Genomic DNA, 22,543 nt, shown 5'->3' with positions numbered 1-22,543 from the left:
GGCCCCGCCGCAGAGAGGGACGGCTATCCATTGCCCGGAGCGACGTGGTTGACAGTCGGTGGACGCAGTCGACCAGTTGCGGGAGATCCGGGCCAACCTGCCCCCGGCTGACGGGGCGGCGGCCTTGAACCGGCTCTACCTGACCGTCACGGAGGCCGCCCGGGGCCGGCTCGGCGGCCACCTCCCCGACCCCTAACGATGGCCGGGCTGGAGGTGCTCGCCGGACAGCACCTGCTGGCCATGTCCATCGACGGGCCGGGCGGGAGCCGTCCCAACGGATTGCCTCATGCACCGGCGCTATGGCGCCGCGACACTGCTAGCAGTCCCGGGAGCACTCAAAACCACCTCCGCGAGATCCAGGCGACGCATGAGGAAGCTCGCGAGAATCAGCATCTCCTGAGCCTCATCCGGGTCGTCTGCATAGTGGGGTCCGTGAGCGCGTGGGTTACGCAAGGCTGTCATCGCCCCCTTGAACAGGTCCCTCATTCCAGCCTGTTCGCTCGGAAGCGACCCTCCGGTCGAGCGGGTGACTGTGAGCCTGGGCGTTGTGCTGCCGAGAACGAAGCCCATCAGGTCCTCGCCGATCTTGGTCGAGCCCGAGAGGGTTTGCACCCGGTACTCGACCGCCTTGAAGGCGCGAAGGACTGCGTCAAGGTGCAGGCCCTTTGCGAACCGGTCGGCAGCGGCTTCGTTGACCAGCGGATGCAGAGCGCAGGTCAGAGCCAGTTGCGCGTTCCCGAGCGGAACCATGGTGTGAAAGGTGACGATCTGCCAGATCCGTTCGCCCGAGGCGGTCGTGCGTTCCACGACGGCCAGGGCGTGGGTGTCGGCGAGTGCCGCGCCGTCCAACGCGACGATCCGGGACTCGGCGGTCACGGTGGCGAGGTCCGGGCGCAGGTAGCGGATGCCGCGGACCGCCGTGGTGAGCCGGCTGGACCGGTAGGCCGATCGGAAGAGGCGCTCATGACCTCTGGCGATTCCCGTCCGGCCCGGCGTGCTGTCGCCGCGGACCGTCGTGAAGTCGCACTCCTCCGCGAAGACGGCGGCGAAGGCGTTCCCGTCCCCGGCCGTCCATGCGCGTTCCATCGCCTGCCACAGGGCGCGGATCGTCGAGTCGTCGGAAGGGCTCACGGTTCACCGTTCCCCGGCCGGCTCGGCCGTCAGCCGGAGTGGGATGCGGGTGCATCGCTCGGCGGTGCCGGCGGGGGGTGCCCAGGCGGCGACGGAGTGGAGCGCGACACTCGCCTCATGATGGTCGCTGCCGCTGCCGGGCGTGAGCTCGACGGCGGTGAACAGGCCGGTTTCGGGTTCGACGGCCAGGTGGGCCTTGTAGCCGTCCTGGTAGTGGCTGCGGGTCTTGTGGACGTGCCGGGTATCGGGGTCGACCATGGAGACGACCCGGTCCGAGACGGTTCCCTGGGTGATGCGCCAGCGTCCGTCACGGCCGTCGGATTCGTCGGCGGGCTCGACGTCCTGCCCGGCGACCAGGGCCGGCAGGCCGACCGCGTTCGCGGCCTTCTCGCCGAGCTGCTGGTCGGGCAGGTGGCCCAGCAGCCTGAGCGCGTCGCCGACCAGTGCGTCGACGAGGTCGGCGCGGGCCTGCTCGTCGTTCCAGGCGATGCGGGGCTTGCCCGGGTCGGTGCAGTCGTGGGTGGTGCACTGCGCGGCCGCGACCCGGTCGGCGCCGGGGACCTCGTGAATCACGGCCCTGACGGCGGCGATGAGCTGGGTGACGGTGTCCTGGGTGGCGACCGCGTCGTCCAGCACCGTGGATTCCAGCGCCCGCTTCTGACGTCCTTTCAGCACGCCGGTCGCCTTCACGACCTCACGCACGGCCTCGATCACCCGGTTCGGCGAGCCGGAGCGGGCAAGACGGCGGCGGAAGTAGGCCAGCAGCGACGAATCGAACACGGTGTCGTGCAACCCAGCCCGCAGACGGCCTTCCAGCGCAGGTCGCAGCGCAGTTCCTGGACCGTCTCGAAGTCGGACAGACCGTGCAGGGCTACAGAATGATCGCCGCGGCAAGGACCCGCGGCGGCATGCTCGGCCGGCCGTTCGCCGACGGACACATGTCCGCGAACATCCCCGCCGGGAACAGCCGCCCCCGGTGCTCGGCCAGGAATGCGAACACGCTCCCTGCCGGGATCAGATCCCAGCAGGTCTCCCAGACGCACGGCCCGACCGTCTCCCCGGCCCATTCCCCCATCGCTACGAAACGAGTCTGACCCCATCACTCACGTGGTGGGGCCAGAACCCAGCACTTTCATCGTCTTCTAGGCAGTCTCGGAACCCAGTGGCAGAAATTTCTTCGCCGACCTTGAACCGTTCCGGGCCGGCGTCCGTGTTGGGGGGGCACGCGTCAGCACGACGCTTCCGAGACCAACACAACTGCCACCAAGGGGAGTTCGCCATGTCCAAGACCGTTCGCAACCACCGCCTGCTCGCCGTCGCCGGCCTCGCTGCCCTGCTGCTCACCGCGACCGCCTGCAGCAGTGGCGGGTCCGGCTACGGGGCGCCCGCCGCCGCCCCGGCCGCGGCCACCCCCGCGTCCTCCGCGTCCTCCGCGTCCCCCGCGTCCTCCGCCGGCGCCCCCGGCGCCCCCGGCGCCGCAGAGGGTGCCAAGCTGGTCGCGGCCACCTCCGCGGGCCTCGGCCCGATCGTGACGGACGCCGCCGGCCGCACCCTGTACCGCTTCGACAAGGACACCGCCAAGCCCTCGGCCAGCACGTGCACCGACGCCTGCGCGGCGAAGTGGCCGCCGGTCCTGACCCAGGACAAGGTGGCCGTCACGGGGGTGGACTCGGAGCTGGTCGGCGCCGTCACCCGGCCCGACGGGACCAAGCAGCTGACCCTGGGCGGCTGGCCGCTGTACCGTTTCGCGGGCGACAGCGCGCCCGGCCAGACCAACGGCCAGGGCGTCGGCGGGACCTGGTTCGCCAGCACGCCCGCGGGCAAGAAGGCGCAGGCCGCCCCGGCGCAGTCCGCCCCAGCCCAGAGCCAGTCGACCGGCAGCACCTCGTACGGATACTGACCGCCGGCGCGCGGCGCGGTCCTGACCGGCTGTCGGGACAGGGCCGACCTGTACCGCCTTGCCCGGCCGGTGGCCGACCGGCCAGACTGGCGCGGTGCACCAGGATCACCTCCACCGTCCTCCGCGAGGCGCGGGACCGGCGATCGGCGTCCTGCTCTGCCTCGTGCTCGGCCTGTCGTTGCTCGCGGTACGCCTGTGGCCGACCCGCGCCGCCCCGTCCGACTTCGTCGCGATCGGCGACGTGCCCGTCGACGGCGCCTCCCGGGCCATCGGCCCGGACGCGTCCACCGGCACGTACACCGAGGACTGCGGTCACAACGAGCAGGGGCACCGCAACGCCGACAACGTGGTGATCTCGCCGGGCAACGTCGGCGGCGCCCACCACGTCCACGACTACGTCGGCAACCTCTCCACCGACGCGCTCTCCACCGACCAGAGCCTCGCCGTCGCGGGGACCAGCTGCGCAGGCGGCGACCTCTCCAGCTACTACTGGCCGGTGCTGCGCCGCACCGACCGCTCCGGCGGCGACGCCGGGCACGACGAGGAACACCGCCCGCTCGGCGAGATCCTGACGCCCGAGCGCGTCACCGTCGAGTACCTCGGCAACCCGTGGAGCAAGGTGGTGCCGATGCCGCGCTTCCTGCGGCTGCTGGAGGGCGACCCGACCGCGGCCACCGACGGCGGCGCGGACGCCCGCGCCCGCTGGGGCTGCACCGGCTTCCCGGGCCGGACCACCGACCGCTACCCGCTCTGCCCGGCCGGAAGCCTGCTCACCCGCACCCTGGACTTCCCCAGCTGCTGGGACGGGCGATCCACCGACAGCCGCGACCACCGCTCGCACGTGCTCCACCCCGCCGCCTCGGGCGTCTGCCCGCACGGCACCTTCCCGGTCCCGCACCTGCGGGTGACCGTCGGTTACCGGCCCCCGCCGTCCGGGGCGTTCGCCTTGGACACCTTCCCCGAGCAGCACCACAGCCCGCGCACCGACCACGGGGTGTTCATCGACCTGATGACGGAGGACCGGGCGGCCGCCGTGGCGGACTGTCTCAACGGCGCCCGAAACTGCCGCGAGAACGGTTGAACCGGACAGCCGCGTCATACGTGCTGCTTCCGGTACCCGACGACGGAGGAATGGGCGGATGGCGAGGACACGAGCCGGTGCTCGGCGAGACGCGGCCGACGAGGCGCTGATCCGGACGCTCTACGAGCAACACGGCGGAGCGCTGCTCGCGTACGCCATCCGGCTCACCGGCGACCGGTTGGCCGCCGAGGACGTAGTGCAGGAGACCCTGATCCGCGCCTGGCGCAACCCCGAGGCGCTGACCGAGGCCAGGGGCTCGGTGCGCGGCTGGCTGCTGACGGTGGAGCGCAACCTCATCACCGACCGTATCCGGGCCAGGGCGGCCCGGCCGGCCGAGGTGGCCGAGGTGTCGGAGGAGATCGCCACCGTGCCGGTGGAGCGCGACCACGCGGACGGCGTGGTGGAGACGCTGGTGATGACACAGGCACTGGAGCAGCTCTCGCCGGAGCACCGCGAGGTGCTGCGCTCGATCTACTTCCAGCGGCTTTCGGTCGCCGAGGCCGCCGACCAGCTGGGCATACCGGCGGGCACGGTCAAGTCCCGGGTGCACTACGCGCTGCGGGCGCTGAAGAAGTCGTATTCCGGCGGAACGGGTGGCCTGAAGGAGGTGGCGGTATGAGCACGGAGCAGCACGATCCGAGCGCGGGGCTGGTCGGCGCCTATGCCCTGGGCGTGCTGGAGCCTGCGGAGGTGGCGGAGGTCGAGCGGCACCTGTCCGGCTGCGCGTCCTGCCGGCTGGAGGTGGCCGAATTGCGCGATCTGGAGGTCGCGTTGGGCGAGGTTCCGCCGGAGCTCCTGGTCGACGGGCCGCCGGAGGGCGGCGATCTGCTGCTGCAACGCACGCTGCGGCAGGCCCGCCGCGAGCGTGGCTCGGAGCAGGTGCGGCGCCGGGCGTGGCTCGGGGTCGGCGCGGTGGCCGCGGCCGCGGCGGTGCTGGCGGTCGGGCTGTCGCTCGGCCGGAGCACGGCGCCCGCGCCACCGGTCGCGGCCGGTCCTGCGCCGACGGCCACCAGTGTGTCCCCGCCGCCGGCCGGGACCAGAACGGCCTCGCTGACCGACCCGTCCACCGGCGCCCGGATGACCCTGACACTCACCCCGGCGATGGGCTGGGTCCGGGTGAACGCCGCGTTGACCGGCATACCGGCGGGCGAGCACTGCCACCTGGTGGTCAACGGCCGCAGCGGCGCGAAGGCGGACGCGGGCAGCTGGCTGGTCTCGCCGGCCGGCGCCAGGGCGGGCACCACCCTGGACGGCTCCGCCCTGGTCGATCCGGGTGATGTCACCTCGGTATCGGTGGTGAACGAGGCCGGGAAGACCTTCGTGACGGTCCCGGTGTAGCAGGTCGTGAGGTGATCCGGGCTGCTGCCGGGGACCCTGCTGCGAGCCGTATCGCCTCGGAATCCGGCGGAGTTCCGAGGCGATGGCCCGTCAGGTGGCCACCGCCACCCGGCCGGAATTGTCTAGTGCTGAATTCCCCAAGTTTCGGGTATAGAGCCCATGTTGGGGTGAATATGGTGCGGTAGGGGGTGGGGGGCGCCGGGGCTGTTGCGGGCCCGTGCCGCTGTGGGGGCGGACGAGGAGAGGGTGATCGCCAGGCTCGCCGGGTCGCGGGGATCGCGGCGGATCTGGTGATGCGGGCGCGGATCGTCGCACTGAGCCGGGCCGGTCTGCGGGTCGCGGGGATCGCGGCGGATCTGGGTTGCCATGCGAAGACGGTGCGGTGGTGGCTGCACCGCTTCAACGATCTCGGCCCGGAGGGGTTGGAGGACCGGCCGATCACCGGTCGGCCGCGCCGTCTCATCGAGTTCGAGCGGTCGCGGATCACCGCGCTGGTCAAGCAGGCGCCGCCAGGCCGGCCGGTCCGGCAGGAGGACGGGGAACTCGCCCCTGCCGACGAGACGGGCCCGCCCGAGTGGACGCTGGACGCGCTGGCGGGCGAGGCCGCGCGGCTCGGGATCGCGGTCGGGCGCTCCCAGGTGCGGCGGATCCTGCTCTCCGAGGGGGTGCGCCGGCGCCGCACCCGCTCCTGGACGCGTTCGAAGGATGTGGACTTCGAGGGAAAAGGACGCGGATCATCGGCCTGTACACCAGCCCGCCCGACGGCGCGACGGCCGTATGCGCCGACGAGCTCGGGCCGGTGATCCCGCGCACCTTCCCGCCGGCACCGGGCTGGTCGCCGGACGGACACCGCCTCAAGGCGGAACTGGACTACTCCCGCGGACCGGAGAAGATCTGGGTCTACGGCGGACTGCGGATCGCGGACGGGCACGAGGTGTCGACGACCTTGTGGTCGAAGGTGGCCATCCGGCGGCTGTGGAAGGCGGGGTAGAGGTGGTGCTCCAGCAGGGATTCGAGGTGCCGCAGCGAAGCCGGGGCGAGCGAGCGCTGGCCGGCCTTCCACTCTTCGGCGTAGGCGCCGAAGTTCATCGCGCCGTACTTGCGGTTGCGCTCGGCCTTGCTCTGGCCCCAGGGTTTCTCGCGCTTGGCCCGGTAGATCTCGGTGAGTCGGTCGATCGCCTTGTCCTGGGTGGCGAAGCCGGACTCCTCGGTCTGCCGCCCGGAGGCGTTGCGGAACCGGATCACGTAAGTGTGCGGACACTTCGACCACCGCGACTGCGGGTGCTCACAGGTCTTGAAGAAGGTGCCCATGCCGCGGGCCAGGGTCCTGAGGGCCATCGTCTGCGGTCTCCATCCCGTCCGATGCTGACGTTCTGCTGAGCGCAGATGGTCCGCCACGCCTCTGACCTGGGAAGAAACGCAAATCACGTGGTATGTGGTGGAACTTCATCGGGCGGTTCCACGACGACATCACCCGAGCCCGCGAGGAGTGGATGAGCTCCGCGAACTCCGACCGCTACGGCGAGGTCCAGACCTGATCCCGCTCCTCCTGGAGCGCGGCGTCAGTTCTACCACCGCCGCCTGGGCACTCGGGCTCGGCGGCCTCGGCCAGACCCTCGGACGAACCCTCTACGCCGAACTCGCCCGCCACACCAGCGTCACCACCCGAACGGTCGCCCTCATCAGCGCCGGCGGAGCCACGACCGCGCTCCTCGCAGTCATCCCCGGCCCGACCGCGCTCCTCATGGCCCTCGCGATCCTGGCAGGCACCATCCGCGGCAACCTCACCCTGCTTCAGGCCACCGCCGTCACCGACCGCTGGGACACAGCCTCGTACGGCCGCCTCAGCGCGCTACTCGCCGCCCCAGCCACCATCGCCGGCGCCCTGGCCCCCTGGGGCACGTCCGCACTCGTCCCGTTCCTCGGCGGATACCCAGCACTCTTCGCCACCTTGGCCGTCATCGCCGTGGTCGCGGCCGCCGTCGCGTCGACGGCTCGACCGAGGCCGCGGGCGACCTGGCGCACACGCCAGCTTCGACCTACTGTTCCTGGACTTCTCCACGCGGACTGGGACGCCGTCACATTAAGTCACAGTTGCGATACTGCTTGCCACCGCCCGCCGTCAACCCAACCGTCCGGGCGTTGCCCGGTGATCCTCGGGGGCGGAGAATAGAACACCGGACGTGTGCCGCAGCCCCAGGAAGGGAGCTTCCGATGGCATGGCGTATCGAGGGAACCTATTTCGAGAACTGCAACTGCAACATGGTCTGTCCCTGCTCCACCTCCGGCCTCACGGCTCCGGCGGACTACGACCGTTGTCGGGTCTTCCTGGCCTTCCACGTCGGCTCCGGCGAGGTCGACGAGGTCGACGTCAGCGGCCTGACGGTCGCCGTGGTGGCCGATACCCCGCCGCTCATGAGCGAGGGCAACTGGCGGATGGGCGTGATCATGGACAAGGCCGCCTCGCCGGAACAGGCCGAAGCGCTCGGGGCGGTCTTCTCCGGTCAGCGCGGCGGCCCGATGGAGGCTCTCGGACCACTGGTCGGCGAGATGCTCGGGCTGGAGGTCGCCCGGATCGACTACGTCGAAGACGGCCGGAGCCACCGCGTGAGGATCGGCGACGCAATCGACATCGAGGTCGAAGACTTCGTCTCCCCTCTCGACGCGACCGGCAAGGGCGTAAGGGTCAGCGGGGTGGGATTCCCCGCGGACACCCTCGCGGCCGGAGTCGCGACGAGGTCGCGGGTGAGCGCCTTCGGCCTTGAGTTCGGAAACGAAGGGAAGAACGCCTTCTCGGCACCGTTCTCCTGGGCGGCCTGAATGCCTCCACCGTTTGCTCGGCGGGCCGTCGTCCCGGCGAGCTGGGCGGCGCTGCTGGCTGCGGCGGCACTGGCCTGGGTCCTGACTGCCCGCAGCTCGGCGGGCATGACGCCCGGGCCGGGCACGATGGGGCGCGGCCTGTGGGGATTCCTGGCCCTGTGGGGGCTGATGATGGCCGCGATGATGCTCCCCGCCGTCACCCCCGTCGTCTCGCTCTATCTACGGACTCTGCGCGCCCACGCGACGGGTTGGACGCGCGCGGGCCGCAGCACCGGTCTGGTCGTCGGCTACCTGTGCGCGTGGGAGGTCTTCGGGCTGGCCGCGTTCGGCGTGGCGTGGGCGGGCGGCGAACTCGCCGCCCGGGCGCCGAGCCTCGCGCCCTGGGTCGGCGCCCTGCTGCTGGTGGGGGCCGGCCTGTACCAGGTCACCCCGCTCAAGGACCGCTGCCTGAGCCACTGTCGATCCCCCATCGGATTCCTCATGCACTTCGGCGGCTACTCCGGGCGACTGCGTGACCTGCGTGTCGGCCTCTATCACGGCGGTTATTGCGTCGGCTGCTGTTGGGGCCTGATGGTCGTCCTGATCCTGGTCGGCGTCATGAACCTCGCCTGGATGGCCGGTCTGGCCGTGGCCGTGTTTCTGGAGAAGACCTGGCGCCACGGCAGGGCGTTCAGCCTCGTCCTGGGCGCCGCCTTGATCGGCTATGCCTGCTTCGTGCCCTGGCACCCGAGCCTGGTCCCGGGATTGCACGTGCCGCCGACGATGCCCATGTGAGCAGAGCTCCGGCGGAAGAAAGAACCATCATCCGGCGTGCTCTTCTCGCGCAGCCCGCTGACGATTGGCGCGGCCCCCTTCTGAACTGCTGAACAGCCTGCGCACGGAGTCCGCGAAGCAGACCCTGACCGGTTCTCAGGGCACCAGTGCCGAGCTTCGAATATCCACCCAAGAAGTCGGGGCCAGAGAGGAATACTGTGATCCCCTTCTCGATCGGCCTCTGGGTACGGTCGTGCGAAGGGGGCGTGGGTGGCCGATCTGAAGGTGTTCCAGCGGGGTGCTGATGGCCGGGATGTCGAGCTGCGGGGTTCGACGGTGGCGCGGGAGCGGGAGCTGCACCGGCGGGTCGAGGGGGCCCTGGAGCCGATGCTGGGGGTGCGGTTCCTGGCGTCGGAGTACTCGACGGGGCCGTGGCATCAGGGGCGGATCGACACGCTGGGCCTGGGCGAGGACGGCGTGCCGGTGGTCATCGAGCGCGGGCGTGATGCCGGGGTGATCGCCCAGGCGGGGTCCTACCTGGTCTGGTTGCTGGCGCACCGGCACGAGTTCGAGGCTCTGGTGCGCAGACGACTGGGCGCCGACGTTGCGGAGGCTGTTGACTGGAGGCGGCCCCGGGTGATCTGCGTCGCCGGCGAGTTCTCTCGCCATGCGTGTTGCCGCTTCCCTCTACCAGCGGGATCACCGCGTGGACCTGGTGCGCTACCGCGTCTTCGGGCCGGACCTGCTGACACTGCAGTTGGTCGAGACCGTTCCGAGCTTCTCCGCCTCCGGTGCCTCGTCGGCGACGACCGCTCCGGCTGACGAGGCGAGCGACGAGCCGGAGGTGGTCGCGGGGCCGGCTGGGATCTCGCAGGTGAAGGTGCCGGGGGGACCTGGGGTCGCGGCGTCAGCGCGATCCTCGATATCGGCGAGGTATTCGTCGGTCAGCGGATCGGGAGTGTTCATCAGGCCGACAGTTCCTTGTGCTCGATCAGCTCGCCACATTCGTAGCGGCTCCGGCGAGGATCAAGACGGCGACGAGGGCAGGATTCGAACCTGCGTCCACCCGGGATCAGAGCCGGGCGCTCCTCCGCAGAGCTGCCTCGTCGCCGAGTTGATCATTGCGGGCGCCAACGCGCGGGTCAACTGGTTTGTCGCGCAACGCAAAACAGTGGGCGCGGGCGGCCGTACCGGCACTACAGCCACTCCTGAGCGGCGGCGCGCTTTCCTTTGCCCGAGAAGATCCCAGCCGACCGGAGGGCGCTCGCCATAAGGGGATCGGTGACGGCAACCCCATGCACAAGCTCGGGCGTCCGACGGAAGGCGATGGCCTTGGCTGCCGGCCTGGGGGCGGTCCAGGCGCCGGCCACCGGGTCCACGCCATGCCGGGCGCAGGCTGCCTCGACCAGCGAACGCGGGCACTCCTTCTCACCCCGCAGCACTTCCCAGGGCAGCGGCAGCTCCGCCCAGACACAGGTGTCCGGATGCAGCCCGCCACCGCTCATGCGGTGCCAGTACGCCACATCGGCCGCCATCAGGCGGGGCACCTTGCCGGGGCAGATCCGGTCCAGGACCTCCACCCGACCAAGCTCGGTCAGCAGCGCGAACCAGTGCGCCCGCGCTGTGTTCCATGCCTGCGCGGCCTGGTTCCACGTCGACGAGTCGTTGCCCCGGCGCACGATCATGGTGTCGCGCTCCAGAGGGCAGCGCTCCCAGGCATCCTCCAGCAACTCGGCCACCTCCCGTAGAGAACGGGTCCACTGTGCCAGCAGCTCAGTGAGGTCCTCGTCGGACAATCTCTCGAGTACTTCGGCCGTCGGATGCACATGCGCGACCGCGTACCAACGGGTCTGATCCGGCTGTGCCAGCAGTCGCTTGTACAGGGCGTCAGCGACTTCGTCGTACACCTGCCTCTGCTTCCCGTTGGTGAAGATGCTCCGCATATGGCTCCGTGCGGTGACGTACGCGACGAAGGCTGCGGTGTCCGGGTCCACGGCGAACAGCTCGTACGGCAGTTTGTGGGCGAATGCGCCCTTCCCGGTGATGGTGACCTCGCGACGGCGCTGCTCGTGGATGAACCGCGCCAGCTTGGCCTCCATCCGGCACAACAGCCGGAAGCGCTTGTTGTACTGGCGCTTGGACAGCTCGCCCAGTCCGGCCTCGGCGCGCTCAGCCCGGTCGAGCCGATCCCTGCCGAAGTCGTTGTGCCCATAGGCGCGGCGGATCTCCTCCCCCGCGCGGCGGATCACCGCCTCGATCTGCTCGGGATCATCCCCGGCGCCGTCCTGGAGGTCCGGCACGTTCGTGAACAGGCTTGCCGCGCGGGTGAGCTGCCGCTGTGCGCCGACAGGCCGGGCGAAGCCCTCCAGCATGGACGTGTAGCCGTGCCACAGCTTGCGCAGTGAGTGCTCGGTGGCTTTGGTGAGAGCTGCCTCGGTGGCCGGGTCGAGGTGAGTTCCCTGCGCCGCGTACAGGTCCTGGATGAGCTGGGCCACGTCCTCCGGACGCTTGCGCAGTTTCAGAGAGGCGTGCAGCTCACTGAGCAGCTGTTCAACGGCAGGCGACGGCATGCGCCTCACCCTGTCATCACCAACATCGAACCTCCACCCATTATCCGGTCCGAGGCCTGAGGCGGAGGACCGCTGCCCACGGTGCCGCAGGGCACGGGCCGGTGAGCAATGTCCGCTCCCAAGCGCCGCTGGTGGCAGCGCCCTGAACCCTCGACACCCTGAACGTTCCGCCGGGCCGGACGTACGCGGCTTCAGGGGCCAGAAGGCGTTGTCAGAGGTGCGTACTGATGACCGCTAAGCTCCCCCGCCATGCCCAAAGCCCATGAGTCCACCTGTTCCTACCGCCAGGGCCGCCCCCGCAGGCCGGAAACGCTCTCTCGCTGACGGGCAAAAGCGGCCTGGAGGCCTTTCCGTACTCGACTGACGGTCAGTCACCGACACGCCCCGGCCAGGGCACCCGTCACACGCCGAGGACTACGCGTTTTGCGTGGCCTCCACCTGACGCCGCGCCAGGAGCGCCGCCCCTTCGATGAAGACAGCTGCGGCAGTCTTCATCGCCGCCCAAACCGCCCGGCGATTGGGCACCTGCTGGACCTGCCGACATGCACTTGATCGATGGCAGATGCGTCAAGTGCGAACCCGCCGGCCGGGATCGCCGATCGCGGAGAGCAATCGTCCAACCCATTGCAGTGATCGACAAATCAGACACAAACGATAAATAGGGTATTCAGTCACGGCGCGGGCGCCGAGCAGTCCCCAGCCCTGCCGTCGAGCCGTGAAACCGTGAGACGAATGTGAGAGGCAGGTCTCGGACCACGCCGAAGGCCGCTTCCTCGCGAACGAGAAAACGGCCTCTGACCTGCGACAATGGGATGAACCCCTGTCGGGACGACAGGATTTGAACCTGCGACCCCTTGCCTCCCAGCGGCCGAAAGGGAGTCTGACTGATGTTTACCAGTCCGAGGCACGCAGGTCAGGGCCCATCTCGTCCAAGCCGCATGACGCTTGATGCCGCCTCATGACGTCCAATCCGTGAGAGACATGTGAGAGGCATCGACCGAGGGGAGAGTTCGACAGTGACTTGCGTCATGCCCCGCCTGTAGCCCTGTTCGACTCCCTCAGAGCGCCTCCTACCACTCACCTCCCCGACACGGAGTGAGCGCCAACTCCCTTCCGACCATGGTGCACCGTTGACGCACGAGGGAGGTATCCGCTGTCTCGAATCAGGATCATCTCCAGGTGGCCGGCCACCACCGGCGGCCAGTGCCGTCACCACGCCTGTCAAACAACAGCTTCCATGGCATGAGAGCGGATTCGATCTGCACCGCAAGGCCGATCTTCGAAATGCCGGCGCTCCGCTCCTCGAATCGGATCGGTATTTCGGCGATCCGCATGCCCTGACTGACCGTCCGGTGATTCATCTCGACCTGGAACGAGTAGCCGTTGCTCCGTATCGAATGGACGTCGATCTTCCGAAGGGTCTCCGCTCGCCACGCTTTGAAGCCGGCCGTCGCGTCCTTCACCTTCAGCCGCAGGATGGCGTTGACGTAGAGGTTCGCCCACGCGGACAACGCCCTGCGGCGCCAAGGCCATTCTGTGGCGACCGAGCCGCCCGGCACGTAACGGGACCCGATCACCGCTGCTGCGTCCGTGCTGGACAGCGCGTCCACCATCGCGGGAACGGCCTCCGCCGGGTGGGAGAGGTCGGCGTCCATCTGGATCACGATGTCGGCACCCTCGTCGAGCGCACGGGTTATGCCGACGATGTAGGCGCGACCCAGCCCGTCCTTATCGGTGCGGTGCAGTACCGCGACGGCCTCCGGTGATTCGAGTGCCAGCTTGTCGGCGACGTCACCGGTGCCGTCCGGGGAGTTGTCGTCGACCACGAGGACATGCAGGTCCGGCAGTCGCAGGGCCGTGAGCCTGCCGACGAGCCGGGGCAGGTTGTCCCGCTCGTTGTAGGTGGGGACAACGACCGTGACCTTCGGGAAACTGCGTTCCGTCGTCACTGCGTGGTTCCGATCATCGCCACACCGAAGGCGATCGCGCCCGTCAGCAGCGCGCCGGCGAGTGTGACGACCGCCCACCGTCCAATGGAGTCGACCTGGCCGCCGAGCCCCAGGGCGCGCCACACCGCATCCCGCAGCGCCAGTGAGAGCGGCAGGACTGCTGCCCCCGCGGTGGCACCGATCCGGGCAGCTCGTCGCGCTCCCGACACGGTGCGCGGTGCGGTGAGTCGAAGGACGCTGTTGCAGACCTCCAGGAAGGCGAAGGTGCCGCCCGCGAACACGGTGGTCTCGACGGCGAAGAGCAGTGACCCTTGCCAACCCTCGCCCACCGCAAGCCCCGTGGCGACCAGCAGGCCCGCACCGAGGGCGGCCGCCGCAGCGAACACGGTGAAGTGGTGGCGGATGAAGTCGACCGCGTCGCCGAGGCCCCGTCGGGCGGCGAGTCCGCGCGCCGCGCTCGAGTGGCGCGCGAGTGCGTTCACCAGGGGCACGACATCTCCGAGCCAGTCCCCGCCCACCTGGCGCCGGCTCCCGCCTGACGTCCTCGGCAGCAGTCGGACCGCACGCCGATGCAGCAGAAGGCCCGCGACCACGACTCCCGTGAGCGGCACCAGCGAGCCGATCAGCCAAGGCGTACCACTGTTCCAGAGTTCGCGGTCCGCGCGGGCGGCCACGGCCACCCAGTCGGTGGCGACCGTTGCCGCGACGAGCAGTGTGCAGACCAGTGCGGCCCGCAGGATCTGCTCGACCCTGTACAGCGGCACCGGTTCGCCGCGGCGGCACAACAGCGCCCGCACCGGGCCGAGAGCGCCGAGCATCGGGACGAAGAAGATCGTGAAGGTCACAACCATGTCGTACGGATCGCCCTGCCAGGGACTTCCCGCCCGCACGACGCGCACCTGCGTTGTGACGTAGGCGAACGCCGTGAAGACACCGGCGCCTGCGACGGAGGTCCACAGCGCTGTGGCTGTGACCGGGCGAGCGCGGTGCCCGACCGACAGGACCGGGACCGCGATGTGAGGGTGCGTCACGTTCTCATGCATGGCGGCGATAGTACATGCCGCGTACTACGTGGCGCGTACTTCATGACGCGTAGTATGGTGCGCCGTCAGAACGAAGGGATCGGCATGCAAGCCAACGATGCCCAGACGCTGGTGCTCTGCGCCCTGGCCGACGGACCGCTGCACGGATACGCCATCAACGCGGCGATCGAGGAACTGACCGGGGAACGCCTCGGCCCCGGCAGCCTGTACGGGGCGCTGACCCGACTGGAGTCCAAGCAACTGATCGAGCCGCTCGACGGGCAGGGGCGCCAGCGCCCGGTCCGGCTGACACCCCAGGGCCGGGACGTACTGGAACGCGAACTGCGCACCATGGCCCGGGTGGCGACCGCCGGGCTGCGGCGCCTGGGGGTGAACCCCGCGTGAGCGTCGTCGCCCGGAACCTGGTCAGGCTCTACCCGGACGCCTTCCGCGAGCGCTGGGGCGCCATGGTGGAGGAGGAAGCCCAGGGCGTGGGCTGGAAGTCGTGGCCCAATCTGATCGCCGGCATCGCCGACATGTGGCTGCACCCGGCGCTCTGGCCCGCCGACTCCCCGGCCCAGCGGCAACGGCGGGTGGCGACCATGGGCATCACAGTCGCGCTCGCCGCCTGGTTCCTCAGCCATCTGGTGGCCGAGCAGGGCGGCCCGCTGCCCGCCGACGGCGTCCGCAACGGGATCATGCACGGCTGCACCACCCTGCTGCTACTCGGGATCGCGCTCGTCGCGCCCAGGCCCCGGCCGACCCTGGGCGCCACGGCCACGCTGCTGCGATGGGCAGTTCGGCGCCTCGCCGTGCCGACGGTGCTCGGCGCGAGCGTGGTGGTCCTGGTGCACGGCATCGACGCGGCGGCCTCACCGCCCACTCTGCGCACCGCCGTGCTCGCCGGCTGGTGGACCGCCCTGGGCCTGGGGGCGATCCAGATCCCCCGGATCTTCACCGGTGTCGGCGCGGATGCGGTCGTACCGCCGCACGGCGGACGGCTCCGCCTCGGTGTCTGGACGCTGGCCGCCGCCAGTGCGACCGGTGGTGCGACCATCCTCGGCGTTTCCGTGGCCGGCGGCGGTTTCCATGTGCTCGGCGTCACCGTCGGCGCGGGCCTGCTGCTGCTGACGGCGGCATGCACGGGCACCCTGCGCGACCTGCGCGAGCTGCCGACAGCCGGCTGACTCGCAGTACCCGCGCGAACTCCCGCGGTCGGGCGGCCGGCCGCCGCCTCGGCCTGCCCGTCCTTGCCCCATCCCGCGAATGCCCTCCCAACAGCCTCTGGTGATTCGGCAAACCCGCCCCTGCCCGAACTGCCGGGCGTTCCAAACCCTTTGGACGGCTCCCATGCCCGACCCACTCCGCTCTTTCTACACCCACCGCCTGCGCCGCCACGTCATGGCAGGACCACTGCCCAGGCACGTCGGCCTGATCGTGGACGGCAACCGCCGCTGGGCCCGGCAGATGGGCATGGCCAACCTCAGCCTCGGCCACAAAGCAGGCGCCGAGCACGTCGAGGAAGTGCTGTCCTGGTGCGAAGCCCTGGGAATCAAGCACGTCACCGTCTTCCTCTGCTCGACCGAGAACCTCCAGCGCCGCGGCGACACCGAGGTCGCCTTCCTGATGCAGCTGATCGAACAGGTGGTGGCCGGCCGACTCACCAAGCCGGACGCCGGCTGGCAGGTCCACCTCGCCGGCCTGATCGACACCCTCCCCGACAGCACCACCCACGCCCTCAAGGAAGCGGTCGAGGCCACCCGCACCTGCACCACCGGAGCCCACGTCACCCTGGCCGTCGGCTACGGCGGCCGGCAGGAGGTCATCGAGGCGCTCCGCGCGCTGATGTACGCACGGGCCGGGTCCGGCGAGTCGCTGACCGAACTCGCCGACACCCTGAGCGTCGACGACGTCGCCCCCTACCTGTATACCGCCGGCCAGCCCGACCCCGACCTGGTCATCCGCACCAGCGGCGAACAACGCCTGTCGAACTTCCTCCTCTGGCAAAGCGCCTACTCGGAGCTGTACTTCTGCGAGGCCCACTGGCCCGCATTCCGCGAAATCGACTTCCTGCGCGCCATTCGCAGCTTCGCCACCAGGGAGCGGCGCTACGGCCACTGAGACAGGGCACCAGCACCTACCGACCACTCGTCAGACCCCAGGCCGGAAGATCCACGGCCGCCTTGCCCCATTTCCAACGGCGCCACCCCCTGCGCTGTACGACCGGATCCGAATCCGCTACCGGCAGACCCGCAGCGCGTGCCCCGACCCACAGCCGGCTGCGATGTTGGCTCATCATCGCCCGGCTCATCCGGCTCTTGGGCAGCCGCTGGACCTTTCGGCGCGCACTTGACCAACGGCAGAAGCGTCAAGTGCGAACCCACCAGCCAGAATCCGCGATCACGCCGAGCAACCATTGAACCCATGCAGTGATCGATAGATCGGACATTCGGGCGGGAAAGCCGGGTGGTGGACGCCAAGGCGCTGGCCGATCCGAACGTGCCGCTCGGCGACCTGTAACGGCGAACCGGAGCGGCGAGTCGCAGCGGTCAGCCGACGGGGATGCCGGGGTTCACCAGGCCCCGGCCCCCGGTGACGGTGTTTCCCGCGCCGATCGTCACCGGGCACGTCGCCGCGTCGTGGTTCGTCACGTCGATCGCGTAGCGGTCCGGCCCGGTGGCGCCGGTGAGGTCGGAGCGGTTGCCCCGGAACACCGTGCCGCAGCCCCAGCCCGACCGGACGCTGTGGGTCTGGTAGCCGTCGTCGGTGGTGCGCCGGCCGGTGTTGTCCTCGATGACGTAGTCGTTGCCCTTCACGTCGACCCAGGAGTCGTCGTGGTTGCGGCCGGTGAGGCCGTCGCCGTCGAAGGAGTTGCCGGAGACCAGGCCCCCGGTGGTGCCCTCCTTGAGGTCGACGTTCTCCGCGCCGATGTTCGGGCCGAAGGTGTTGCCGACGATCTGCACGTGGTCGCTGCGGTCGGCGAGCGTGTTGGCGGTGCCGACGTAGACGCCCTCGCCCAGGCCGTCCCGGGCCAGTCCGGTGTCGTGGATGCGCGAGCCGCGCAACGTGCCGTGGGCGCTGGAGTTGCGGAAGTGCACACCCTCCATGGTGGTGTGGTGGACCGTCACGTCGTCGATCACCACGTAGTTCGCGGCGTCCGCCATGATGCCCTTCTGGGCGCCGGTGACGGTCAGGCCGTGGACGGTCCAGTAGCTCGCGCCGTCGAGGTGGAGGCCGTAGCCGCCGCCGGTCGGGGTGGTGAGCACGGCCCTGGCCGATCCGGTGAGGGTGATCCGGGCGGCGGCGGTGCCGGGCACGGTGGCCCTGAAGGTACCGGAGTAGGTGCCGTCGGCGAGCTGGATGGTCCGGCCGGGTACGGCGGCGGCGAGCGCTGCCTGGAGCTGCTTGGCGGTGGCGACCTTGACGACGGTCCCGGCCGGGGCGGCGGGGGCGGCCGTCGCGACGGGGGCGCCGCCGAGGACGAGCGCGGTGAGGGCGGCGAGGGCGGCGCCCGGGAGGAGGCGGGGCTTCGGGCCGGCGGACTGCGGATTCATGGGCTGCGGGTTCACGGACTGCGGGTTCACGGACGGTGCTCCCTACGCGGTCAAGAGTGGCAGGAACATGCCGTCAATCACAGTGGACTGGACCATTCCGGAGCGTCAAGAGCGCCTGCGGTGGGCGATACTGGGCGGCAGGGGGAACCCTTCGGTCAGGGAGGCGCGGTGGGCGGCACGGCCGGGTTCGCCGTGGTGGTGTTCGGCGCGCTGGGCGGCGTGGTCGCCTATCTCGCCGGGGTGGTCGGGCTGCGCGAACTGCGCCGCCTGCGCCGGGTCGGCGTCCCCGCGTCGGCGCTGGTGCGGGCCCGCGCCCGGCGGCCCGAGGACCACGCCCCGCCGCCGCGTCCGCTGCTGCAGTTCGAGACCGCGGACGGCCGGGTGGTCGAGGTCTTCTCGCCCGTCCCGTCCACCGCCCGCCACCCACTGCCGGACGGCCGCTACGTACCGGTCCGCTACGACCCCGCCGATCCCCGGCAGGTGCTGGTGGACGGGCGGGAGCGGGCGGGCTTGGAGTACGGGTTCCTCGCGCTCGGCGTGCTGGCGGTGCTGGGCGCGGTCGGCCTGGCGGTGACGCTGCTCTGACCCGCTCGGCGCCTCGGCGCTCCCGGCCCGCGCGGAGCCCCGCCGGGGTGAGGCCGGTGTGCAGGCGCACGGTCCGGGCGAGGTTGCCCTGGCCGGCGGAGCCGCACAGCCGGGCGATCACCGCGATCGGGGTGCCGGTGGCGAGCAGGGCGGTGAGCAGGGCGCGGCCGGCGCGTTCGAGGCGCAGCCGGACCGGCTACTGGTGCGGGGACCGGCCCGAGGACATCGCGCCGATCGTCACCTTCCCGGCCACCGACGGCGGGTGGATCACTGGCCGGACCCGCTTCGCCGACGGCGGCTACACCACGCGCTGACCTTCCTGCCACCGCCCGGGTCCGTCCTGCCACCCGTCCTGCCACCCGGCGGGGCGGGTCACTCCGCCCCCGGTCCGGCCGCCCGCGGTCCGGCCGTCGGCCCCCGCCACAGCCGCCCCCACCACGTCCGCCCCGACGCCGCCTGCGCGCAGCGCCTCGGCCAGCCGCCGGGCCCGGGTGTCCTCGTCGAGGAGCACCCGCACCAGCGGGCCGGGGGCCGCGCCGGCCAGGTAGGTCTCGACGGAACGCGGGTCGGCCGGGAGCGCGACCGTCCCCGCGGTGACGGCCGCCCGGACCCGGGCGTAGTCGAAACCGAGCCAGGCCAGCAGCTCTCCCCCGGTGTCGTCCACGTCCGGCTGCGGCTCGTGCCCCAGGACCTCGTGGACGGCCAGGACGGCGAGCAGGACGTGTTCCGTACCGGGCGTGCGGCGGCCGAGGCGCCGGGCCTGGTCGTCCGTCTCCCGCCGGATCCAGTCCGCGGAGGACGCCGCCGGTCCGGCCGCGCCGGACCGCACCATCCGCCGCCAGCGCGGGAGCCGGTGCGACCGGCGGCCGAGCAGCGCGTCCCGGGTGGGGAGCAGCAGCGGATCGAGGCCGTCGGCCACGCCGTCCAGCCGCTCCCGGACCGCCGACGGTACGACGCCCGCCGCGCGCAGCAGTTCGGCGGCCCTGGTGCGGTCGTCGGCGAGCAGGGCGCGCAGGACGTGCTCGGCCGTGAGCTTCCGCCCGCCGTCGCGCCGCACCTGCGCCACCGCGGCGGACAGCACGCGGGCGGCGGCGCCGGTCAGGACGAGGTCCGGGGCCCCGGTCGAGCCGAGGACCTCCCGGGCGGGCACCCCGCTCTCCGCCCCGTCGTCCGCGCCCCAGCCCGCGCCGTGCCCGCGGGCGCGCTCGCGCAGCAGGGCCCGCAGGTCCCCCTCGGCGACTCCGGCGGCGGTCAGCGCGGCACCGGCCGGGCCGCTCGCCCCCGCCACCGCGGCCAGCAGGTGCTCCGTCCCGAGCCGACCGTCGCCCGTGACGTCGAGCGTGCGCCAGTCCGCTTCCAGCGTGGTCTCCATCAGGCCCTCCCCGCCCAGGTGACTTTACCCACACCATACGCTTGCTTTGCCCGTCCTTTGTAGTCGGCCGCACGCCTCGACACCACCGCGAGCCGACGGCGGAAGCATCTGCGCCACGGCGTTGTTGGGAGCGGCAGAACCCGCGCCGGCGAAAGGGGTGAGCACCGTGGCCGACACGCTCCCCGGGCCCGAACACGCCCACGACGACGGCACACAGCTCCCCGACGACGGGGCGCCGGAGGCCCTGGACGCCTACTCGCGGATCGTCACGGCCGCGGCCGCCGCGGTGACCCCGCGGGTCGCCGCGCTCCAGGTGCCACGACGCGGCCGGGGCGGCTGGTTCAGCACCGCGCTCGGCTCGGCGGTGGTCTTCACCGACGACGGCTTCCTGCTCACCAACGCCCACGTGGTCGGCCACGCCGACGCCGGAACCCTGGCGTTCGCCGACGGGACCACCTGCCCGTTCCACACCATCGGCGCCGATCCGCTCTCCGACCTGGCCGTGCTGCGCGCCGACGGCCCGACCCCCACCCCGGTACGGCTCGGCGAGGCCACCGCCCTGAAGGTCGGCCGGTTGGTCGTGGCCGTCGGCAACCCGCTCGGGCTGGCCGGGACGGTCACCGCGGGCGTGGTCAGCGCCCTCGGCCGCTCGCTCCCGGCCCGGTCCGGCAGCACCGTGCGCGTCATCGACAACGTCATCCAGACCGACGCCGCCCTCAACCCCGGCAACTCCGGCGGCGCGCTGGTCACCGCGAACGGCGAGGTCGTCGGCATCACCACGGCGGTGGCCGGGAACGGGCTCGGCCTGGCCGTGCCGATCGACGCCACCAGCCGGCAGATCATCGCCACCCTGCTCACCGACGGCCGGATCCGCCGCGCCTACCTGGGCCTCGCCGGGATGCCCGCCCCGCTGCCGCCCGACCTGCGCGACCGCACCGGACAGCGCACCGGCCTGCGGGTGGTCGAGGTGGTCCCCGGCTCCCCTGCCGACCGCGCCGGACTGCACGACGGCGACCTGCTGCTCACCGCCGCCGGGGAGCCGATGAGCAGCGCCCGCGCCCTGCAGCACCTGATGCTGGCCGACGCGATCGGCAGCCCGCTGGCGCTCACGGTGCTGCGCGGCCGGGCCCTCGTCGACGTCATCGCCGTCCCGACGGAACTGCCCTCCGACGACTAGGTGTTCTGTCCCGCGCTGTCGGGGCCGCGCGGTTCCCGCCGCATCGTCCACCGCACCGGCCCGCAGTCCGGGAGCCGCGCCCGGTGTCATCGACGACCGCGGTCCCGGGGCGTCGACGTCAAACGCAGGCGGACCTTCCGCGGACGCAGGGCTCCGGCCCGATTCCGGTGCGGGCGGGCGGATGTCCGCCGGCGCGCGGGCGATCTGCGTGGTGTGCCGGCGACGTTCCCGGCCGGCCGACTCGGGCCGCGCGCCCACCGGGAGGGCGTCCTGATGTTCCGGACCGCGCCGAGTGCGCCTCGCCACGTCGTCCTCGTGGCCACCTCCGCGCAACGACCGTTCCCGCGGCCGCCTTCCGGTCGAGGCCACTCGACCTGCTTCCGCTGTCATCGCAGACATCCTCGGCACGGGTCAGCCCGGGTGTCCGGCACCTCCCACACCGTCACGGCCGCGGCTTCGCCTGCGCCTGCTGCGGTTCGGCCGTCACCGCGTACGCCGCCGACGGCACGCGGCGCAACCACGGCCCAGCCTGCCCGCAGTCCCGGCACGCCCTCGACCACGTCGGTGACCGTCCGGGTGACTGCCACGGCCGGATGTCGCCGATCGCCGTCGCCGTGCTGCGCACCGGCGACCGGACGGTCGTCCGGCGTGGCGTGCGCTGCGACGCGCTGACGTCCACGCCGGCCTGCACGGACGACAACCGGCTCATCCTGATCCGGGCGGCCGTCCGGCCGCTTGCCCGACCGCCCTTCTCCGCTCGAAGCGTTCGGCATTTCCTGACGCGCCTGCCGGGAGGAAGGAGGACCCGTCGATGCCCCGACGCACGAACAGCGCCGGCGACGGCCGGCCGCAACGCCGCCGACAGCGGCACCAGGACGTCCCGCACCGTCGGGGCGGCCACCGGGTACGAGGGTTCCGCTGCGTCGGCTGCCGTCCGGACGGCCTGGCACCGCCCACCGCAACCACGGCCCGATCTGCCTGGCCGGCCGCCCGGACGGCGGGCGGCCGGTCGTCCGCCGTGGCCTGTCCTGAACGGAGTCGAGCCCCGAGCTGATCGCCGGCGACGACAAGGTCCTCGCGCCGGTCCGGCTCGCCCTCGGGCTCCTCCTGGACACCCGGATGGCCGGCCGCGTCCTGCTCGGCCGGTAGCCGGCCGCGTCCTGCTCGGCGGGTAGTCGGCCGGGCGCGCGGAGCCGGTCGCGGGGGGGTCCGACCACCCGTACGGGCCCCGCTGTCCGAACCGGCGACCGCTCCGCGCGCCCGCCCGCCCGTCCCCTCGCCGGGTCGCCGG

General features: G+C 71.6%; 23 protein-coding genes, 1 tRNA gene and 2 pseudogenes. 17 read left to right on the top strand and 9 right to left on the bottom strand.

Going from position 1 to position 22,543, the window contains the following annotated elements; genetic code table 11:
* Nucleotides 1–58 precede the first annotated feature (58 nt).
* Nucleotides 59–196 carry a hypothetical protein gene (locus ACFV04_RS29930; RefSeq protein WP_380346591.1) on the top strand — a complete coding sequence of 46 codons (138 nt, stop codon included), beginning with the start codon at nucleotides 59–61 and terminating at the stop codon, nucleotides 194–196.
* Nucleotides 197–297: 101 nt separating this feature from the next.
* Here the strand turns inward: ACFV04_RS29930 and ACFV04_RS29925 are convergent, their stop codons facing one another.
* Both ACFV04_RS29925 and ACFV04_RS29920 read right to left on the bottom strand, forming a co-directional pair.
* Nucleotides 298–1,131, bottom strand: coding sequence for a TIGR02391 family protein (locus tag ACFV04_RS29925; protein WP_380533752.1), 834 nt, complete (start codon nucleotides 1,129–1,131; stop codon nucleotides 298–300).
* Between the two features lie 87 nt (nucleotides 1,132–1,218).
* Nucleotides 1,219–2,206: pseudogene (locus ACFV04_RS29920) on the bottom strand (transposase); the annotation flags it as partial.
* A gap of 204 nt (nucleotides 2,207–2,410) precedes the next feature.
* Between ACFV04_RS29920 and ACFV04_RS29915 the strand changes: the two are divergent.
* The 5 genes from ACFV04_RS29915 (at nucleotide 2,411) to ACFV04_RS29895 (ending at nucleotide 6,253) form a co-directional block, all read left to right on the top strand.
* A complete protein-coding gene (locus ACFV04_RS29915; protein ID WP_380346593.1) occupies nucleotides 2,411–3,031 on the top strand; it encodes a hypothetical protein in 621 nt (206 codons plus the stop codon).
* Nucleotides 3,032–3,125: 94 nt separating this feature from the next.
* Nucleotides 3,126–4,112 (top strand): DUF1996 domain-containing protein, encoded by a 987-nt coding sequence (locus tag ACFV04_RS29910; protein WP_380533750.1) that lies wholly within the window; start codon nucleotides 3,126–3,128, stop codon nucleotides 4,110–4,112.
* A gap of 58 nt (nucleotides 4,113–4,170) precedes the next feature.
* The gene (locus ACFV04_RS29905) at nucleotides 4,171–4,731 is read left to right on the top strand and encodes a sigma-70 family RNA polymerase sigma factor (protein ID WP_380346595.1); all 561 of its coding nucleotides are present in this window, start codon (nucleotides 4,171–4,173) and stop codon (nucleotides 4,729–4,731) included.
* Nucleotides 4,728–5,450 (top strand): anti-sigma factor family protein, encoded by a 723-nt coding sequence (locus ACFV04_RS29900; RefSeq protein WP_380533748.1) that lies wholly within the window; start codon nucleotides 4,728–4,730, stop codon nucleotides 5,448–5,450. Before ACFV04_RS29905 ends, ACFV04_RS29900 begins: the two co-directional genes overlap by 4 nt.
* Nucleotides 5,451–5,743: 293 nt before the next feature.
* A complete protein-coding gene (locus ACFV04_RS29895; protein WP_380533746.1) occupies nucleotides 5,744–6,253 on the top strand; it encodes a helix-turn-helix domain-containing protein in 510 nt (169 codons plus the stop codon).
* A gap of 97 nt (nucleotides 6,254–6,350) precedes the next feature.
* Here ACFV04_RS29895 and ACFV04_RS29890 read toward each other — a convergent pair whose 3' ends face one another.
* Entirely contained in the window at nucleotides 6,351–6,788 is a 438-nt protein-coding gene (locus ACFV04_RS29890) for a hypothetical protein (RefSeq protein WP_380533744.1), read from the bottom strand.
* Between the two features lie 151 nt (nucleotides 6,789–6,939).
* On the opposite strand from ACFV04_RS29890, the gene ACFV04_RS29885 reads away from it, so the two are divergent.
* From ACFV04_RS29885 to ACFV04_RS29870, 4 genes are all read left to right on the top strand, one after another.
* Entirely contained in the window at nucleotides 6,940–7,623 is a 684-nt protein-coding gene (locus ACFV04_RS29885; protein ID WP_380533742.1) for an MFS transporter, read from the top strand.
* Between the two features lie 41 nt (nucleotides 7,624–7,664).
* On the top strand, nucleotides 7,665–8,270 hold the full coding sequence (locus tag ACFV04_RS29880; protein ID WP_380346599.1) for a DUF1326 domain-containing protein: 606 nt from the start codon (nucleotides 7,665–7,667) through the stop codon (nucleotides 8,268–8,270).
* Entirely contained in the window at nucleotides 8,271–9,044 is a 774-nt protein-coding gene (locus tag ACFV04_RS29875) for a DUF2182 domain-containing protein (protein ID WP_380346600.1), read from the top strand. It abuts the gene before it with no gap.
* A gap of 249 nt (nucleotides 9,045–9,293) precedes the next feature.
* Nucleotides 9,294–9,845 carry a hypothetical protein gene (locus ACFV04_RS29870; RefSeq protein WP_380533739.1) on the top strand — a complete coding sequence of 184 codons (552 nt, stop codon included), beginning with the start codon at nucleotides 9,294–9,296 and terminating at the stop codon, nucleotides 9,843–9,845.
* A 213-nt stretch (nucleotides 9,846–10,058) separates the two neighbouring features.
* Here ACFV04_RS29870 and ACFV04_RS29865 read toward each other — a convergent pair.
* The 4 genes from ACFV04_RS29865 to ACFV04_RS29850 all read right to left on the bottom strand — a co-directional run bounded on the left by ACFV04_RS29865 (nucleotide 10,059) and on the right by ACFV04_RS29850 (nucleotide 14,585).
* Nucleotides 10,059–10,131, bottom strand: a tRNA-Gln gene (locus ACFV04_RS29865).
* Between the two features lie 88 nt (nucleotides 10,132–10,219).
* Nucleotides 10,220–11,593: a hypothetical protein gene (locus tag ACFV04_RS29860; protein WP_380533737.1), complete on the bottom strand. Its 1,374-nt coding sequence runs from the start codon at nucleotides 11,591–11,593 to the stop codon at nucleotides 10,220–10,222.
* 1,169 nt (nucleotides 11,594–12,762) lie between these two features.
* Nucleotides 12,763–13,542 carry a polyprenol monophosphomannose synthase gene (locus ACFV04_RS29855; protein WP_380533735.1) on the bottom strand — a complete coding sequence of 260 codons (780 nt, stop codon included), beginning with the start codon at nucleotides 13,540–13,542 and terminating at the stop codon, nucleotides 12,763–12,765.
* A complete protein-coding gene (locus tag ACFV04_RS29850; protein WP_380533733.1) occupies nucleotides 13,539–14,585 on the bottom strand; it encodes a hypothetical protein in 1,047 nt (348 codons plus the stop codon). Before ACFV04_RS29850 ends, ACFV04_RS29855 begins: the two co-directional genes overlap by 4 nt.
* Nucleotides 14,586–14,669: 84 nt before the next feature.
* On the opposite strand from ACFV04_RS29850, the gene ACFV04_RS29845 reads away from it, so the two are divergent.
* The 3 genes from ACFV04_RS29845 to uppS all read left to right on the top strand — a co-directional run bounded on the left by ACFV04_RS29845 (nucleotide 14,670) and on the right by uppS (nucleotide 16,685).
* A complete protein-coding gene (locus ACFV04_RS29845; protein ID WP_380346605.1) occupies nucleotides 14,670–14,969 on the top strand; it encodes a PadR family transcriptional regulator in 300 nt (99 codons plus the stop codon).
* The gene (locus ACFV04_RS29840) at nucleotides 14,966–15,751 is read left to right on the top strand and encodes a hypothetical protein (RefSeq protein ID WP_380533731.1); all 786 of its coding nucleotides are present in this window, start codon (nucleotides 14,966–14,968) and stop codon (nucleotides 15,749–15,751) included. Before ACFV04_RS29845 ends, ACFV04_RS29840 begins: the two co-directional genes overlap by 4 nt.
* A gap of 163 nt (nucleotides 15,752–15,914) precedes the next feature.
* Nucleotides 15,915–16,685 (top strand): polyprenyl diphosphate synthase, encoded by a 771-nt coding sequence (uppS, locus tag ACFV04_RS29835; RefSeq protein WP_380533729.1) that lies wholly within the window; start codon nucleotides 15,915–15,917, stop codon nucleotides 16,683–16,685.
* 428 nt (nucleotides 16,686–17,113) lie between these two features.
* Here the strand turns inward: uppS and ACFV04_RS29830 are convergent, their stop codons facing one another.
* Nucleotides 17,114–18,118, bottom strand: a complete 1,005-nt coding sequence (locus ACFV04_RS29830; protein WP_380533772.1) for a right-handed parallel beta-helix repeat-containing protein — start codon at nucleotides 18,116–18,118, stop codon at nucleotides 17,114–17,116.
* Nucleotides 18,119–18,286: 168 nt separating this feature from the next.
* On the opposite strand from ACFV04_RS29830, the gene ACFV04_RS29825 reads away from it, so the two are divergent.
* Nucleotides 18,287–18,703 carry a DUF3592 domain-containing protein gene (locus ACFV04_RS29825; RefSeq protein WP_380346608.1) on the top strand — a complete coding sequence of 139 codons (417 nt, stop codon included), beginning with the start codon at nucleotides 18,287–18,289 and terminating at the stop codon, nucleotides 18,701–18,703.
* A gap of 56 nt (nucleotides 18,704–18,759) precedes the next feature.
* The gene (locus ACFV04_RS29820) at nucleotides 18,760–19,017 is read left to right on the top strand and encodes a hypothetical protein (RefSeq protein ID WP_380533726.1); all 258 of its coding nucleotides are present in this window, start codon (nucleotides 18,760–18,762) and stop codon (nucleotides 19,015–19,017) included.
* Here ACFV04_RS29820 and ACFV04_RS29815 read toward each other — a convergent pair.
* Nucleotides 19,002–20,075: a Clp protease N-terminal domain-containing protein gene (locus ACFV04_RS29815; RefSeq protein WP_380533724.1), complete on the bottom strand. Its 1,074-nt coding sequence runs from the start codon at nucleotides 20,073–20,075 to the stop codon at nucleotides 19,002–19,004. The two genes, ACFV04_RS29820 and ACFV04_RS29815, sit on opposite strands and share 16 nt — an antisense overlap.
* A 166-nt stretch (nucleotides 20,076–20,241) precedes the next feature.
* Here ACFV04_RS29815 and ACFV04_RS29810 point away from each other — a divergent pair, with 166 nt between their 5' ends.
* Together ACFV04_RS29810 and ACFV04_RS29805 are read left to right on the top strand one after the other, a co-directional pair.
* Nucleotides 20,242–21,252: a S1C family serine protease gene (locus tag ACFV04_RS29810; RefSeq protein ID WP_380346611.1), complete on the top strand. Its 1,011-nt coding sequence runs from the start codon at nucleotides 20,242–20,244 to the stop codon at nucleotides 21,250–21,252.
* Nucleotides 21,253–21,672: 420 nt separating this feature from the next.
* Nucleotides 21,673–22,032, top strand: a pseudogene (locus ACFV04_RS29805) (RNHCP domain-containing protein).
* The last annotated feature ends 511 nt before the right edge of the window (nucleotides 22,033–22,543 follow it).

The organism is Kitasatospora sp. NPDC059599 (assembly GCF_042735125.1).
Taxonomy (GTDB): domain Bacteria; phylum Actinomycetota; class Actinomycetes; order Streptomycetales; family Streptomycetaceae; genus Kitasatospora.
The sequence above is the reverse complement of the archived record's forward strand: the minus strand, read 5'-3'. Positions and strand labels throughout refer to the sequence as shown.